Origin of the sequence: Streptomyces sp. WM4235, from assembly GCF_001279725.1 — a bacterium.
Lineage (GTDB): Bacteria > Actinomycetota > Actinomycetes > Streptomycetales > Streptomycetaceae > Streptomyces.
In genome coordinates, this window is sequence record NZ_LGDE01000415.1 from 64,819 (window position 1) to 80,652 (window position 15,834).

General features: G+C 73.1%; 13 protein-coding genes. 6 read left to right on the forward strand and 7 right to left on the reverse strand.

Annotated features, from left to right (window positions below):
• Positions 1 to 3 precede the first annotated feature (3 nt).
• Entirely contained in the window at positions 4 to 615 is a 612-nt protein-coding gene (locus ADK55_RS24205) for a hypothetical protein (protein ID WP_053681889.1), read from the forward strand.
• Between the two features lie 162 nt (positions 616 to 777).
• Positions 778 to 3,246, forward strand: coding sequence for a right-handed parallel beta-helix repeat-containing protein (locus ADK55_RS24210; RefSeq protein WP_053681890.1), 2,469 nt, complete (start codon positions 778 to 780; stop codon positions 3,244 to 3,246).
• A 124-nt stretch (positions 3,247 to 3,370) separates the two neighbouring features.
• Here ADK55_RS24210 and ADK55_RS24215 read toward each other — a convergent pair whose 3' ends face one another.
• Positions 3,371 to 5,719: a hypothetical protein gene (locus tag ADK55_RS24215; protein ID WP_053681891.1), complete on the reverse strand. Its 2,349-nt coding sequence runs from the start codon at positions 5,717 to 5,719 to the stop codon at positions 3,371 to 3,373.
• A 170-nt stretch (positions 5,720 to 5,889) separates the two neighbouring features.
• Here ADK55_RS24215 and ADK55_RS24220 point away from each other — a divergent pair, with 170 nt between their 5' ends.
• Entirely contained in the window at positions 5,890 to 6,390 is a 501-nt protein-coding gene (locus ADK55_RS24220) for an SRPBCC family protein (RefSeq protein ID WP_053681892.1), read from the forward strand.
• 74 nt (positions 6,391 to 6,464) lie between these two features.
• Here the strand turns inward: ADK55_RS24220 and ADK55_RS24225 are convergent, their stop codons facing one another.
• Positions 6,465 to 7,592, reverse strand: coding sequence for a PLP-dependent cysteine synthase family protein (locus ADK55_RS24225; protein WP_053681893.1), 1,128 nt, complete (start codon positions 7,590 to 7,592; stop codon positions 6,465 to 6,467).
• Positions 7,593 to 7,823: 231 nt separating this feature from the next.
• Here ADK55_RS24225 and ADK55_RS24230 point away from each other — a divergent pair, with 231 nt between their 5' ends.
• Entirely contained in the window at positions 7,824 to 8,432 is a 609-nt protein-coding gene (locus ADK55_RS24230) for an ATP-binding protein (protein WP_078999329.1), read from the forward strand.
• A 113-nt stretch (positions 8,433 to 8,545) separates the two neighbouring features.
• On the opposite strand, the gene ADK55_RS24235 is transcribed toward ADK55_RS24230, so the two are convergent.
• Both ADK55_RS24235 and ADK55_RS24240 read right to left on the reverse strand, forming a co-directional pair.
• Entirely contained in the window at positions 8,546 to 9,808 is a 1,263-nt protein-coding gene (locus ADK55_RS24235; protein WP_053681894.1) for an ROK family protein, read from the reverse strand.
• Positions 9,809 to 9,848: 40 nt separating this feature from the next.
• Entirely contained in the window at positions 9,849 to 10,571 is a 723-nt protein-coding gene (locus tag ADK55_RS24240) for an alpha-ketoglutarate-dependent dioxygenase AlkB family protein (protein WP_053681895.1), read from the reverse strand.
• A gap of 181 nt (positions 10,572 to 10,752) precedes the next feature.
• Between ADK55_RS24240 and ADK55_RS24245 the strand changes: the two genes are divergently transcribed.
• Entirely contained in the window at positions 10,753 to 11,004 is a 252-nt protein-coding gene (locus tag ADK55_RS24245) for a DUF6332 family protein (RefSeq protein ID WP_053681896.1), read from the forward strand.
• On the opposite strand, the gene ADK55_RS24250 is transcribed toward ADK55_RS24245, so the two are convergent.
• The 3 genes from ADK55_RS24250 to ADK55_RS24260 all read right to left on the reverse strand — a co-directional run bounded on the left by ADK55_RS24250 (position 11,001) and on the right by ADK55_RS24260 (position 14,444).
• Positions 11,001 to 11,429, reverse strand: a complete 429-nt coding sequence (locus ADK55_RS24250) for a hypothetical protein (RefSeq protein ID WP_159041539.1) — start codon at positions 11,427 to 11,429, stop codon at positions 11,001 to 11,003. The genes ADK55_RS24245 and ADK55_RS24250 overlap by 4 nt on opposite strands.
• A gap of 102 nt (positions 11,430 to 11,531) precedes the next feature.
• Complete coding sequence (locus ADK55_RS24255; RefSeq protein WP_234350219.1) at positions 11,532 to 12,503, reverse strand: spherulation-specific family 4 protein; 972 nt, start codon at positions 12,501 to 12,503, stop codon at positions 11,532 to 11,534.
• 183 nt (positions 12,504 to 12,686) lie between these two features.
• Entirely contained in the window at positions 12,687 to 14,444 is a 1,758-nt protein-coding gene (locus ADK55_RS24260) for an RICIN domain-containing protein (RefSeq protein ID WP_159041540.1), read from the reverse strand.
• A 153-nt stretch (positions 14,445 to 14,597) separates the two neighbouring features.
• Here ADK55_RS24260 and ADK55_RS24265 point away from each other — a divergent pair, with 153 nt between their 5' ends.
• Positions 14,598 to 15,821, forward strand: a complete 1,224-nt coding sequence (locus ADK55_RS24265) for an MFS transporter (protein WP_053681899.1) — start codon at positions 14,598 to 14,600, stop codon at positions 15,819 to 15,821.
• Positions 15,822 to 15,834: the final 13 nt, after the last annotated feature.

Below are 15,834 nucleotides of genomic sequence, written 5' to 3' on the forward strand. Positions count from 1 at the left end.
ACCGTGCGGACAGCAATGGGTGTGTGGCGTTGGCGGCGCAATCCGCTGCGCCGACCGACCGATCTCTTCGAGGCGTGGGTGGCGTTCGCCGCCGTGATCTGCGTCCTGCTGGTGGCTCCGGCCGTCGGCTGGGCCACGGGACTCCAGGTGGACGGCACCCTTCAGCGCGCCGCGAGCGAACAGCGGCAGGAGCGGCAACTGGTGCCGGCGGTGGTGCTCCGCACGGCTCCGGACCCGCCCGCCGGCGCGGAGAGCGATCCGACGGCCGACCGGCAGACCCCGGCACGGACTCAGGTCGTGGCCTCCTGGATCGCGCCCGACGGCACCAGCCGTCAGGGGACGGTGCCGGCCGCCGAGGAGCCACCGCGTCCCGGGGACAGATTCCGGATGTGGACCGACTCCGGGGGGCGGCTGGTGGGCCGCCCGCTCGACCCGTCGGCGGCGTCCTTCCACGCGACGATGGCCGGTCTCGCCGCCGCCCTGGGCCTGGCCGCCCTGGTGGAGACGGTCCGGCGCCTGGTCGTACGCAGGCTCATGCATCGGCGGTACTCGCGTCTGGACCGTGCGTGGGCGGCGGCCGGCCCGGACTGGGGCCGGGCGGGTGCGGGCAGCTGACCTGGCAACTCATCGGCCCCGCGCGCGCTACGGTGGTCCGGGTGGTTCAGCCGCTCCAGGCACTTCGATCTCTTTGAGCTGCCTCGGTGGCGTCAGTCGCTGACGTCAGTCGCTTCGGCAGCGGGATTACCGCGAATACGAGGGTGGGGGCACGACAGCACCATGGCTCAGGGCACGGTCCAGGTGACACACGGCGGGGCTTCGCGGTGGCGCCGCCGCTCCGGTGAGTATCCGACACTGAGCGCCGCGCTCGCCGTCGCGGGCGACGGGGACGTCCTCTCCATCGGCCCCGGCACCTACCGCGAGAACCTGGTCCTGGAACACGCCGTGACGCTGCGCGGCCTGGAGGGCGGGGTGGGTTCGGTACGGATCGCCCCGCTCGACGGGGTGGCGCTGACCGTGCGCGCCTCCGCCGTGATCCAGGACCTGTACCTGGAGGGCCAGGACCGGGCGGCGCCCGCGCTGCTCGTGGAGGACGGCTCCCCCGAGTTGACCGACCTGCGCGTCAACACCCGCTCGGCGGCCGGCATCGAGGTGCGCGGCAGCGGGGCCCGGCCGCTGGTGCGCCGTTGCACGGTGGAGAATCCCACCGGGGTCGGCATCGCCGTGCTCGACGGCGGCGGCGGGGTGTTCGAGGAGTGCGAGGTCGTGGCCGCGGGCCAGACCGGGGTGTCGGTGCGCGGTGGCGCGCGACCGCGTCTGGAACGCTGCCGCATCCACCACGCCACGGGCGCGGGCATCGGCGTCACCGGCGAGGGCTCCGGCCTGGAGGCGCTGGGCTGCGAGGTGTACGAGATCAAGGGTGCCGGTGTCCAGGTCGCGGCGCGGGCCACCGCCCGGCTCACCGACTCCTCGGTGCACCGCACCTCGGCCGACGGGGTCACCCTCGACACGGACGCGGTGCTCACGCTCGCCGGCTGTGACATCCACGACATCCCGGAGAACGCGGTCGATCTGCGCTCCCGTTCGGTGCTGACGCTCAGCCGCACCACCGTGCGGCGCTTCGGTCGCAACGGCCTGTCGGTGTGGGATCCGGGGACCCGGGTGGTCGCCGAGTCCTGCGAGATCCACGACAGCACCGGCGACTATCCGGCGGTGTGGGTCAGCGACGGGGCCACGGCCTCGTTGGACTCCTGCCGGGTGCACGACGTGCCGGACGCGCTGTTCGTCCTGGACCGGGGCTCCCGTGTCGACGTCGTCGACAGTGATCTCTCCCAGGTCCGCAACACCGCTGTCTCGGTGAGCGACGGGGCGACGGCGCAGTTGGACGACTGCCGGATCCGGGAGGCGGCGACCGGGGCCTGGTTCCGCGACCACGGCAGCGGCGGCACCCTCGCCAACTGCACCGTCGACTCGGTACAGACGGGTGTGATCGTCACCAAGGGCGCCGACCCGGTGTTGGAGCGGTGCACGGTCACTTCCCCCACGGAGGCGGGGTTCTATGTGTCGGCGGGCGGTCGAGGGACTTTCACGGCCTGCCGGGTGAGCGGCAGTTCCGGCTTCGGTTTCCATGTCATCGACGGCTCGCGCACCACCCTCGCGAAGTGCCACACCGAGCGCTGCGCGCGCGGCGGCTACGAGTTCGCGGAGGACGGCCCGGTGACCGAGGACTGCACGAGCGACGAGTCCGGGCCGCGGCTCGCCGCCCAGTCGGCCGCGGTCGGCGGGGCGGGCGGGGCGCAGGCGGGGATCCGTACCCTCGTGGCGGACCAGAGCCCGGCGGCGCGGGCGGCGGACGTGCCGCCGGCCCGGTCCGGCGAGCCCGAGGCGGAGCGGGCGACGCCGGCCCGCGGGTCGGGCGAGGTGTTGGGCCACCTGGACGCGCTGGTGGGCCTGGACAGCGTCAAGCGCGAGGTGCGCGCCCTCACCGACATGATCGAGGTCGGTCGCCGACGGCAGCAGGCGGGCCTCAAGGCCGCCTCGGTGCGCCGGCACCTGGTCTTCACCGGCTCCCCCGGTACGGGGAAGACGACCGTGGCCCGTCTCTACGGGGAGATCCTCGCCTCGCTCGGGGTGTTGGAGCGGGGTCACCTGGTCGAGGTGTCCCGGGTGGACCTGGTCGGCGAGCACATCGGGTCGACGGCGATCCGTACCCAGGAGGCGTTCGACCGGGCGCGCGGCGGGGTGCTGTTCATCGACGAGGCGTACGCGCTGGCCCCGGAGGACTCGGGGCGGGACTTCGGGCGCGAGGCGATCGACACGCTGGTGAAGCTGATGGAGGACCACCGTGACGCGGTGGTGGTGATCGTCGCCGGCTACACCGCGGAGATGGACCGGTTCCTGACCGTGAATCCGGGTGTCGCCTCGCGGTTCTCCCGCACCATCACCTTCGGCGACTACGGGCCCGAGGAACTGCTGCGGATCGTGGAGCAGCAGGCGGAGGAGCACGAGTACCGGCTGGGCGAGGGCACCCCGAAGGCCCTGTTGGCGTACTTCACGGACCTTCCCAAGGGGCCTGCCTTCGGCAACGGCCGCACCGCGCGCCAGACCTTCGAGGCGATGGTCGAGCGGCACGCCGGGCGGGTGGCGCAGCTCGCCGATCCGGGGACCGACGAGCTGACCCTGCTCTTCCCGGAGGACCTTCCGGTGCTGCCGGGGCCGACGGCGGCGCTGCCGGCCGGGACGCTCTGAGACGGGTCGGCGGTCGCCGGTTCGCGACGTCGGGTGCCTCCGTGGCGTCGCGTGCGTTCGTGGCGTCGGGTTCGTTCGTGGCTTCTGATTCGTTCGTGGCATCGGGTGCGTTCGTGGCATCCGCTCACCGGTCGAGCCGGTTTCCCGGTCTCTGCTGCGGGACGTCGGCCGCGTCGGCGCCCGTCATGACGGCCAGGCGGGCGAGCAGCCTGTCCCGTTCGGCGGCGAACGCCGGGTCGGCCTGGTAGTCGGAGTGCCCGAGGATCGGCGCGGGAAGCGGGTGGAGTTCGCTGCGCCCGTAGGCGAGCGGATCGACGAGCGGGCCCCGGTCCACGTCCTTGTCGGGGCAGGCCCCGACCGGGCCGCCGATGGGATCGGTGGCCCGCCACAGGTTGCGCCAGCAGTCCAGGTCCTGGTGGAGGGCGGTGAGGGGTCCGGGGCCGAAGTAGGCGGGGAACCAGCGTCCGTAGAGCCGGGCCAGCGGGGATCCGTAGGTCAGCAGCGCGACCCGGCCTCGGACGTCCGGCGGCAACTGCCAGACGGCGGCGGCCGCGAGGACACTGCCCTGTGAGTGACCCGAGATGACCAGGCGGCCACCGGTGAGCCCGGTCCAGGCGGTCATCCGCCAGGTCAGGTCCGGTACGGCCCGCTCGGCGTAGCAGGGCGGCGCGAACGGGTGGGCGGCGCGCGGCCAGAAGGTGCCCACGTCCCACAGGATCCCTATGGTGCGGCGGGCGGCCGGGTCCCGGTAGGCGCGCCGGCCCCAGGTGACGAACAGGACGAAGCCGAAACCGATCAGCCAGGAACCGGTGTCCTGGGCGGTGCGGGCGGCGGCTTCCACCGCGGGGTGGCTGCCCCGGGCCGCCTCGCCGGGGACCTGCTCGCTGATCCAGGCCCCGGCCAGGGCGCCCGCGCCGAGCAGGAGCGTTATGCCGGAGACGGCCGCCACGAACCAGGGCGCGGAGTCGGTGAGGGCGGCGGCCGCCCGGGCGCCGGCGATCCGGCGGCTGCGCGCCGGGTCGGCGGGCTCGTCGGGGTACTCGGCGGCGACGGTGACCGCCAGCCGGCGCGTCGTGAGGGCCCCGCGCACGGCGAACCAGGCGGCGAGCAGGGCGAGGACGAGCAGCAGGGGCGGCAGCACGGCGGCCTGCCAGGACAGCAGTACGGGCGGCCCGGGCAGGGTGGCTCCGGCCATGCCCGGGGTGTCTCCGCCGTCCAGCCAGTCGGCGACGCGTTGGGCGACGCCGCCGGACATGACCCCGCCGAGGGCGCACCCGAGCATGGCCACGGCCGGACCGCCGAGGCCCCGCAGGGCCGCCGCGGGGTCGGGGGCCGCCCGGTGGAGGCGGCGGGCGACGACGGCCAGGGCGAGGGCGCAGCAGCCCTGGCCGAGCATCAGCGCCCCGAACGCGAAGTCTCCGGGCAGCCGCCCCGCGGAGGTCCAACCGGATCGCGACCAGGACGCGTACACCAGGACGGCGCCGAGCAGTCCGAGGGCGCCGCGCGGCAGCAGGGCCACGGCGGCCCGGTCGAGCCGGTGGTCGGGGCGTGCCTCGGTGCGGCCGCGCCGGCAGACCACGCAGACCACGCAGAGGGCCGTGCCGGCGAGCAGGACCTGGAGCACCCAGCCGGTGGCTTCGAGGACGGGGGTCCCGGCGCGGCGGTCGTACGCGGCGGCGGGCACGGCGACGGCCACCGCGACGGTGAGCAGTCCGGCGGCGGTGTGGGCGGCGCGCAGTCGGGCCACGAGGCGGCGCCCGTACCAGAATCCGGGCCGGCCGAGTGCGGGGGTGTCGTCCTCGGGGTTGTCGGGCTCGGCGGCGCCGGCGGGGGGCGGCTGGGACTCGTAGGCGCTCCAGGTGCGGTCGGAGAGGTACCAGAGCAGCCCGGTCAGTGCGGCCGGGAGCAGCGCGCCGAGCGCGAGGCGGCGTCCGGGCTGGCCCCAGGGGCCGTCGGCGCGCGGGAAGGGCAGTTGGTTCGCGCAGCCGCCGGACCCCGCGCACTGCCAGGCGACCAGGTCGAGTGCGACCTCGCACGCGGCGGCGATCAGCAGCACGGTGAGGCTGAGCGCGAGGAGCCGTACGAGGAGTCCGTACGCGCGCACCGCACGGGGCGAGCGGCCGGTGGCGGGTGCGGCCGGCCGGGCCCAGTGGGCCAGGTTGGCCACCATGAACGGCAGGAGCAGCAGCCACAGGGCGCGGGCGCCGTTGCCGGAGGTGAGTCGCGACCAGCAGTAGGCCTCGGGCACGGGTCGACCGACGTACCGCTCGGGGTGGGCCTCGGCGTCGGTGTCCTCGGCGCGTCGGAACACCGCGGCGGTGGAGTCCCCGGTGATGCGGACGGTGCGCGGATCGCCGAGGAGTTCGCCGGGGGGTGCGCCGGCGACGCCGTGGACCAGCAGTTCCAGGGCGAGGGGGAAGGGGGGGGCAGGGGGTCGGTACGGGGAGGGTGGGGCTGTGGGGTGGTCCGGCACGGCGGCCTCCGCTCGCGGGGCGGTATCGGCCCCTGACCAGGATCCCGCCCTGCGGACCCGCTGCCCAGGCCTCCGTTCGCGTGAAAAATCGCCCATCGGGGACTTCTGACGGCACGCCGGCTAGGGTGGCGCGCACACGTGTTCCCTCTTCGTACTCAGGAGGTACCGCCATGGCTCGCCGACTTCGCCCGGTGGGGCTGGACTTCATCGAGGTCGCCCCGGTCCGTCTGGTCTTCACGGCGCGTGCGGCGGCGACGCCGGAGGCCGTGTACCGGGCGCTCGCGGAGGAGGTGACGGGCTGGCCCGACTGGTTCCGGGCGGTCACCCTGGCCCGGCCGACGGAGGGCGGGGCCGGCCGCGAGGTCCGGCTGACGGGCGGGGTCCGGTTCCGCGAGACGATCATGGCGGCGGAGCCGGAGCGGCGGTACGCGTACCGGGCGGACGAGACCAACGCGCCGGGCCTGCACGCCCTGTTGGAGGAGTGGCTGCTGTCGGCCGCGGGACCGCGGGCGTCCTCCGGGACCCTGATCCGGTGGACCTTCGCGGCGGACGGGCCGGCCCCGTTCCGCGTGGCCCTGAAAGCCGCCCGCCCCGGGCTCGACCGCGCGTTCCGGTCGGCGGTACGCGCCCTCGACGCCCGGCTCACGGGCCGGAGCGGCGCGGGTCGCTGAGGCCGGGACGCCTCGCGTGGCCGACCGGTCCCCGCCGGGGGCACGGGTCCGCCGGGGCGGGCGCCGCCCCGGCGTCAGCCCGTCGGTTCCCGCCAGACGCCGGTCGTGAGCAGCGTGTCGATGGTCTGCTCGTACGGGGTGATGTCCAGGCCTTGTTCGGCCAGCCAGGCGTTCGAGTAGTACTTGTCCAGATAGCGGTCGCCCGGGTCGCAGAGCAGCGTGACGACACTGCCCGTCCGGCCTTCCGCCACCATCTCCGAGACGATCTTCAGGGCGCTCCACAGGCCGGTGCCGGTCGAGCCGCCGGCCTTGCGTCCGATGGCCCGTTCCAGGGCCCGGCAGCCCGCGACGCTCGCCGCGTCCGGCACCTTCATCATGCGGTCGATGGCCCCCGGCACGAAGCTCGGCTCCATCCGGGGACGGCCGATGCCCTCGATGCGGGAGCCGCAGTCGCTGCTCGCGTGCGGGTCGTGGCGGGTCCAACCGTCGAAGAAGCAGGAGTTCTCCGGGTCGGGCACACAGATCCGGGTGTCGTGCTGCATGTAGTGCACGTAGCGCGCGATGGTCGCGGAGGTGCCGCCGGTGCCGGCCGTGGCGACGATCCAGGTGGGCTCGGGGTACCGCTCCAGTCGCAACTGCTGGTAAATCGATTCTGCGATGTTGTTGTTGCCCCGCCAGTCCGTCGCCCGTTCGGCGTAGGTGAACTGGTCCATGTAGTGCCCGCCGGTCCGCGCCGCCAGCTCCGCGGACTCCTCGTACATCTTCATCGAGTTGTCCACGTAGTGGCACTCGCCGCCGTGGAACTCGATCAGCCGACACTTCTCCGGGCTGGTCGTGCGCGGCATCACGGCGATGAACGGGACACCGATCAGCTTGGCGAAGTACGCCTCCGACACGGCCGTGGAACCGGACGAGGCCTCGATGACCGGGCGGCCGGGGCGGATCCAGCCGTTGCACAGCGCGTACAGGAACAGGGACCGGGCGAGGCGGTGCTTGAGCGAGCCCGTCGGGTGCGTGGACTCGTCCTTGAGGTACAGGTCGATGCCCCACTCCTCGGGTAGCGGAAAGCGCAACAGGTGGGTGTCGGCGGACCGGTTGGCGTCCGCCTGCACCTTCCGTACGGCTTCTTTCAGCCAGGCGCGGTAGTCCGCGTCACTGCGGTCGACGTCATCGGTCGTGGCCGTCGTGCGTATGGTGCTCATGCGCCGTGCTCCTTCGTGCCTTCCGTGGTCCCCTCCTTCGCAATGTACCTCCCTCACCTGCGCAAACACTTTCTTTGGGTCTCCATGCGAATCGCTTTAAGGGCCCCGCCGGCGGGTCCCCGGAGCGCCCGTCGTGCTCGTTCGGTTGCACAGCGGGGTGGTGTGGGTGACCCTGGTGGAGCATTACCGAGGGTGCAGCACCCGTAACACTCATGTCGGGGAGTCGCAGCCGTGATCAGTCATTCCCGCAGGCACTGCGTCGTCGAACTGCAGGCCCTGCCCTCGCGGATCGGCCAGGTCCGCCGCATCGTTTCCGCTCAACTGCGCCACTGGCAGCTCGATCCGCTCATAGACCGGGCTGCGCTCGGCGTGACGGAGCTGCTCGGCAACGTCCACCGCCACGCGCAGCCGAGCAAGGTCTGCACGGTGGAGATCGAGCTGCGTCTCGGACGCCTCACCGTCTCCGTGGCCGACAGTGATCCGCGCCTGCCCGTCCTGCGGGCGGCCGGGGACCTGGAGGAGCTGGAGACCTGCGGACGCGGGCTGGCGCTCGTCGAGGCGGTCAGCGAGGCGTGGGGGGCGCGGGAGCGGACGGACGGCGGCACGGGCAAGGTGGTGTGGTTCTCGATGCGGGCGGCCCCCGCCATGACCGCGCCGACCCGTACGGTCCGGATCCCCACCAAGCCCGTGCGCGAGCCCGCCCCGGTCGTGTCGGTCGCCGTGGAGCCCGCGGCCGTGATCACGAGCGTGCCGGTGTCGGCTTCGCTGCCGGCGTCCATGGCGGCGGCCCCGGCTGATGCGGGGTCGGCGCCGGTGGCCGTCGGCGCCGAGTCCGGTTGACAGCCGGAGCCATCCGACAGTCGGCTCCGGGGCCGGACGACAGCAGGAGCCGGACGACAGCCGGAACGAGTCGACGGCCGGAACGAGTCGACAGGACCGGGTGTTCCGGCCCCTCAGGCCGCCGCGCCCAGTGCCCCCAGCGGGTCGTCCAGCACCGGCTGCCACGCCAGTTCCGCCGCGCCGACCAGGCTGTTGTGGTCCAGGGTGCACGGCAGGATCGGTACGCCGCCGCTACGCCCCCACAGGCTCCGGTCCGCCACCACCGCGCGCAGCCGCTCCGGGTCCGCGGACAGCAGCTCCCGGTGCAGGCCGCCCAGGATGATCCGGTCCGGGTTCAGGATGTTGACCAGTCCCGCGAGGCCCAGGCCGAGCCGGTCGATGAGCTCCTCGGCGGCCGCCCGTACGGCCGGTTCGGCGTACTCGGTGCGCAGCAGGTCGCGTGCCTGCTGGAGCAGTGACACCTCGGGCCCGGGTGTGCGGCCCGCCGCCGTCAGGAAGGCCAGCGGGTCCGCCTCGACGTCCAGGCACCCCCGGCTCCCGCAGTGGCAGGCCCGCCCCTCGGGGTTGACCGTGAGGTGGCCGACCTCCAGGGCCAGCCCGGCACTGCCGCTGTGCAGGCGTCCGTCCAGGACCAGTGCCCCGCCCACCCCGCGGTGACCGGTGGCCACGCACAGCAGGTGCTGCGCGCTGCGGCCGGCGCCGTGCCGGTGCTCGGCGAGCGCGGCGAGGTTGACGTCGTTGCCGGTCAGCGCGGGGCCGTCGATCCCGGCGGCCTTCACCCGTTCGGCGAAGATGGCCCGTACGGGCGAACCGGCCGGCCAGGCCAGGTGCAGCGGGTTCAGGGCGGTGCCCTCCGGCTCCGCGACCGCCGAGGGGACCGCGAGGCCCGCGCCGACGCACCGCAGCCCGGACTCGGCGAGCAGCGCGGCGCCCGCCTCGACGACGGCGCCCAGCACCTGCGCGGGGTCGGCGGAGACGGTGACCTTGCCGGGTGCGGTGGCCACGATCCGCCCACCGAGGCCGACCAGCGCGGCTCGGAACCCGTCGGGGTGGACCTGCGCGGCCAGCGCCACGGGCCCGTTCTCGTCGATGGAGAGCCGGTGCGAGGGCCGGCCCTGCGCGCCGCCCGCGCCCCCGGGACGGGAGTCGACGCGGATGAGTCCGAGCGCCTCCAGTTCGGCGGCGACGGCCCCGGCGGTGGCGCGGGTGACACCCAGCTCCGCGGTGAGGACCGCGCGGGTGGGGGCCCGGCCGGTGTGCACGAGCTCCAGCGCCGGACCGAGTGCGCCGCGCCCCCGCTCCAGCCGGGTCCTCGCGGACGCCGCGGACACCGTGGACGCATCCCCCACCCGCGGCGGGGCCCCGTTGCCGTTCATGACAGCGATCCTCGCATGATCGGGAGGCGCCCGAGGCCGCTCACGGGTCGAGGCCGCCGACCCGCAGTGTGATGTTCAGCCGACCGCTCAGGCCGAGGTCCTGCGGCCCCGTGCCGGGCAGGACCTTCGGCACGCCGTGGTGGGCCAGTCGGCTCGGGCCGCCGAAGACGAACAGGTCCCCGCTGCGCAGCTCGACGTCCCGGTACGGCCGTCCGCGCGAGGCGGTGTTCCCGAAGCGGAAGAGGCAGGAGTCACCGAGGCTGAGCGAGACGACGGGCGCCCCGGACCGCTCTTCGGCGTCGCGGTGCATGCCCATGCGGGAGTCCCCGTCGTAGAAGTTGATCAGCGCGATGTCGTAGACCTCGTCGCCCTGCCAACCGTACGAGGGATACGGGCCGCACCGCCCGGCGGGCTGCTCCCCGTCGCCGTGCCCGAGCGGGTCGGCCTCCCCGTACGCCGCGGCCACGGCGGCGCGCCCGAGTGCGGCGAGCCGGGCGGGCATCGGTTTGACCGGCGCCCCGTCGCCGTCGACGGCGGTGCGGGCATATCCGTACGGGTACCAGTGCAGGCCCAGGCACACCTGCCGGGCGGTCATCGTGCCGCCGCCGGGGGTGTGCACGGTGCGCAGCCCGGCGGGCGGGCGTGCCCATTCCCGGCAGTCCGCGAGCAGTTCCCGCTGCCGGTCGGGGCCGAGCCAGTCGGGCACGTGCACGGCGCCGGGTGCGATCTCGGTCCGCTCGCGCGGGAAGAGTTCCCCATGCATGTCTCCCATTGTCACGGCGGACCGGTCCCCTCGCCCACGCGGTGCCCGACAGCGGGCGGGGCGGGGGTGGGGCGGGGCGGTGGGCAGGGGTCTTCGGCGGGAGTCGTCGGCGGGTGTCCGCGCCGAACGGCGTCTCGAAGAAGCCCTTGTGACGGCCCGAAGGGCACTGGACACTGCCCCTATGGAGCGACGCACACAGGCCGATCGGGACGCGATCACCATCGAGATCGGCTACGCCTTCGTCAGCGCGGGCCTCGCGGCCTGTCTGGTCTTCGCGGCGGTGTTCGGACCCGCGCCGGTCTTCGACCTGTCCGGCGCCGCACACCGCGTCCTGGCCGTCGCGGGCGGGATCCTGGCCGCCGTGGTGTTCGTGCTCCGCGTCACGCATCTCCTGTGGCGCTTCGCCCGCCGCCCGGAGAACGACGGCCGCTAGAGACGTTCGCGCAGGCGCGCCTGCTCGGCGACGAGACCCCGTTCCCGCTCCAGACGTGCGGCATGCTCCCAGCCGGCCCGCACGAGGGCTCGGTAGCGGCGCACGAACCGGCCCGCGCACCAGGGAGCGACGGCGGCGAGCACCAGACCCACGAACCGGATCGCCCACACGAACCACTCCGGCACCAGGGCCACCGCGATGACGGCGACCGCCACCCACGTGGCCATCGCCACCGCCAAGTGCCGTGCCCGCCCGGGCAGTGCGCCCGCGAGGAACGCGCAGACCGCCTCCGGGACCACCCACCAGCCGCCGGCCACGCCGGCCGCCGCGGCGGCCACGACCGCGGCGTGCGGCCCGAGGTACGCCGCCTGCGCGGGGAACGGGGTCTTGCCGATCATCGGGGTTCCGCGGGTCACTGGTCTCACATCGGTGACCATACGGAAGCGGGCCCGCCCACCGGCACCCCCGAAAGTCCCATGGCGCGCCGGCGCGGGCATCGTCGTCCGATCGGCCCACCGATCGGACGTTCAGCCCACGGTGGCGGCGTACGTGGTCTGGCTGCGGTACTTCCACGTCGGCCCGGTGTTCCACGGGTTGGGCATGACCGTGTTGGTGGCGTAGGCGTAACCGGCGCCGCGTTCGAAGGCGGTACGCAGTGTGGTGCGCATGGCGGGGGCGTCGGGAACGTCGTGGACGAGGTGCCAGAACGAGGTTCCGGTCGGGTCGAGTTCGGCGCCGGCGCGGTAGCCGGTCGCCTGGTTGAAGACGTTCCCGCCGAGCCAACCCCCTGAGGTGTAGGCGGCGTAGGTGTCCTCGTACGTGACGAAGACGTCGGCGGTGCGGCGGCCGGGCTCCAGGTAGCAGTCGGCGATGGCGGTACCCGGGTTGTTGACGACGAGGTCGGGGGCGGCCGGGTCGACGGCGTCCATCGTCTCCCGGACGTAGCGGCGCAGTTCGGAGTAGTGGTCGCGGGTGGTGTTGTCCGGACCGCAGTCGCGGCTGACGACGTCGAAGAAGATCCCGTCCACGTGCAGTCGACCGTCGGGGGTCTTGAGGTAGTTGTCCACGGAGGCCTTGACGGCGGCGATGTCCCGATTTCCGTGGTCGGTGTGGACGTAGCCGAGCACCTTGGTCCGCTCGCCGGTGGAGGTGGTGCCGCCGCGCAGGGCGTCGGCCCGGTCCCGCCACGGGGTGTCGAAGGGGGAGTCGCCGTTGCCGGGGTTCAGGACGACCAGCGAGGCGGCCGGGCCGGTGGCGGTGAGGTCGTTCAACATCGGGTCGTCGGCCCACACGTACGCGGGAACGCCGACCTCCAGCCCCCGGACCCCGGGCGGCCGGGGTACGGGGGGCGTGGTGGGCGACGGGGCCGGCGCGGGTCTGCGGGCCGCCGGCCCGCGGCCGGCGCTGTCCGCGGAGGCGGTCACGGCCGGCGCCGGGGCCGCGAGGAGGAGGGTGGCCATGACGGCGAGCAGGGCCTTGCCGGCACGTGCGCGGGCCATGGCTGTTCCTCCGGTGGCAGTGGGCGGGACCCGACGAACACTAGACGGACGGACGGTTCGTGAAAGCCGAACCAACCGCTTTCGTATGAGGAACAGAAAAACGATCCTTCACCTCATCATGTGAATCTCCGTCAGATTCAGACAAGCCCTTCCGCCCGTGATCCCGGCTCCCGGATCGCGCCGTCAGGGCGCGTCGAGGAAACCCCTCACCGTCCATTCCTGCACGTCGCCCTCGCCGATCTGCTCCCCCACCGGGTCGGGCGGCGGGACGTCCCTGGTCCAGAGGGTGAGCCAGACACCGCTTTCGAAGGAATTGCCCTTCGGCGTGATCGCCTTCCCCCAGTTGTTGACGAAGCCGCCGGCGGAGCCGGCGAATCGCTGGACGTCACTGTCGGCGTTACACGTCCACAAGGTGAGCAGTGTGCCATTGGCGCCGGCCGCATTGCCCTGCGGTGTCAGGCACTTGCCGCTCTCCTTGTGGACCAGCAGGCCGTCCTTGTGGGCCCAGCGCTGCATTTCCGACCCGTTGCAGGGCCACACGGTCACGGGAGTTCCGTTGGCCGTCGCGTTGCCCTGCGGGGTCGCACAGACGAATCCGGGCCGGTTGTGGTTGGAGAGCCATCCCCATCCGCCGTCCTGCATGTTCCCGGCGTACGGGGCGAGGGAGAAGACGACCCGCGCGCCGTTGTACGCCTCGTTCATCCCCCACAACCGCCGGGCCTGCGGATCGAACGAGAGGCCCTGGGTCAGGAACGGGGCTTGGGAAAGCACCTGTGTCACCTGCGTGGCCGTGTTGTACACGTGGATACAGGAGTACATGGTGTTGACCCAGACCACGGACCCGTCCTTGTTCTTCTGCTCCGTCCAGCCGGGCCAGGTCCTCGGACAACTACCGGAGAAGTAGTAGTACTTGCCGTCCCTGGCGATTCCCTGGACGGCCCAGACCGCCGTTCTGAAATCGGAGCTGGACGCGACCTGGTCGGGCAGGGAGTCCTCACCGAACGAGGTCAGCGGCCAGCGGACGACACGGGCGTCTCCGCCTTCCTTGTTCTCGGCCGAGAGCAGGGAAGGAACATCGGCCTCACTGCGGTCCACGCTCACCGTGCTCAGACACAGCGGCTGCCCGGCGGTGGCGAGTCCGCACGCGCGGGGGTTGCCGATGGTGGCGCCGGTGGTGGCGTAGCGCGCGACGAGGGGCAGGGCCCAGGTGTGGCCGAAAGCCGAACTCTGCCCCGACACCACCCCCGTGCCGCTGCCCTTCGACGTCATGCGCCAGACGTGCCGCAGGTCGTAGACCTGGAGTTCGGTGCCGTTGGCCACGAGCAGCCAGTTCCGGTACCAGGCGACACCGTCGGCGTGGATCTTGTGCTGGAGCTTCTTGAAGCCCCCCTCGACGGGCTCGACCAGTGCCAGGTGGCCGTATCTGACCTGGCTGTTGGTGGCTTCCACCAGGCTGATCCGACCGTAGAGGTCCTTGCCCGGCTCCTCGTAGCTCGTGGCGTGGTACCAGGTCGCCGCGTAGAGGGACCGGCGGCCCTTGTAGGTGCCGTCGGGATAGGCGGCGTGCGATCCGGCGAAGCCCTGGGGTGTCCATCCGCCGCCGGGCAGGCTGGGCTTGGTGAGGTCGTCCTCGTTGTCCCAGCAGAAACCGTCGTACGACAGAGTGCCGTTCAGACCGTGCCCGTGGCACAGCCCCGGCCTGCCGGTCTTGTCACCGAGGACCTCCGTGTAGTCGGCCTTTCGGACGATCCGGGCGCTCTCCAACGAGGCGATGAGACCCGAGTTGTCGGAACCCACGCGAGTGAGGGAGAACTCCCCCGCTCGCGCGGCGCTCTGGACCGGATCGGCCCGCGCCGGCTGAATCGAAACGAGCGAGGAGGCGACCACTGCCGCTCCCGCGAGAAAACTGAAGAAACGTCTGCGCTTCAGGGAAAGATTCACCGGCCACAGGTTAGCGATGGCCCGACGCGCGTCACGGTGCCGGGCGCCGTCACCTCCACCCCGAGGAAGCCCAAGGAGCGAGACCAGGCGGGGTGCTAGAATGATCACGTTGGCCTTCAGCGCCCCGAACCCGGGCGTTCGGAGGCTTTTTTCATGCCTTCTCACACCACCCGCCCCACGGTGCCCGCCACGGCCGGCTACCGATTCCTGCTCCGCGACCGCGAGTTCGCCGGCCTGTACGCCGGCTTCACCCTCACGGTCGCGGCGAGCACCCTGTCCGGATTCGCACTCGGCACTCTGGTCCACGACCGCACCCACTCCCCGTTCCTGACGGCCGTGAGCATGTACGGAGCGACGTTCGCGGCGGTACTCGGCGCGCTGACCCTGATGTCGGTCGCGGACGGACATCGCCCGCGCCGCACCCTGGTCACGCTCCAGTGCCTCTCGTTGGCGGGTGTCGCCGCCCAGGCGATACCCGGGCTCCCCTTGCCGGTCCGGTTCGGGTTGCTGTTGACGCTGGGGTTCTTCCAGTCCCTCGGGACCGGTACCAGGATGGGGCTGCTCACCGAGATCGTGCCGGTCGCTTCCTACGCGACGGCGCGTTCCCTCATGAACATCACCTCCGGTGGCATGGCGATCCTCGGCTACGCCCTCGGCGCCGCACTGCTGAGGCGCCTGACTCCGCACGGCGTGTTCCTCGTCGCCGCGGCCTTGACCGGCATCGCCCTCGTCGTGGTGGCGGCCACCGTCCGGGAGCACTCGATCCGTCCGACCCGGCGCCCGGGACCGCGTCAGACCTGGAACACGAACGTCGAGCTGTTCTCCCACCCCGGCCGGCGGGCGCTGCTGCTGAACCTGTGGGTCCCCAACGGCCTGATCGTCGGCTGCGAGGCGCTGTTCATCTCCTACGCCCCGGACCAGGCCGGCGCTCTCCTGGCCGCGGGTTCGGCCGGGATGCTGCTCGGCGACCTGGCCGTCGGCCGCCTGCTCACCGCCGAGCGGCGACGGCGGTACGCGTTCGCACTGCGGCTGCTGCTCGCCGTCCCCTACCTGCTGTTCGCGTTCCACCCGCCCGTACTGGCCATGACGGCCGCCGTGTTCGTCGCGGGTACCGGGTTCGCCGCGACCCTCCCCCTACAGGAGCAGCTCCTCCGACTGACGCCCGCCCCGGTCCGCGGCCAGGTCCAGGGAGTCGAGTCCGCCGGCCGGATGACCTGGCAGGGCATCGGGGCCGCGATCACCGGCGGCATCGCCCAACACCTCACACCGGGCACCACCATCACGATGATCGCCGCGGTCTCCGTCGCCGTCACCGTGGCCTCCCGGCGGTACGTGACGCGCGCCCACACCGGCCGCGGGCCGAAGGGCGGCGCGTAGCGGGGTGGGCGGG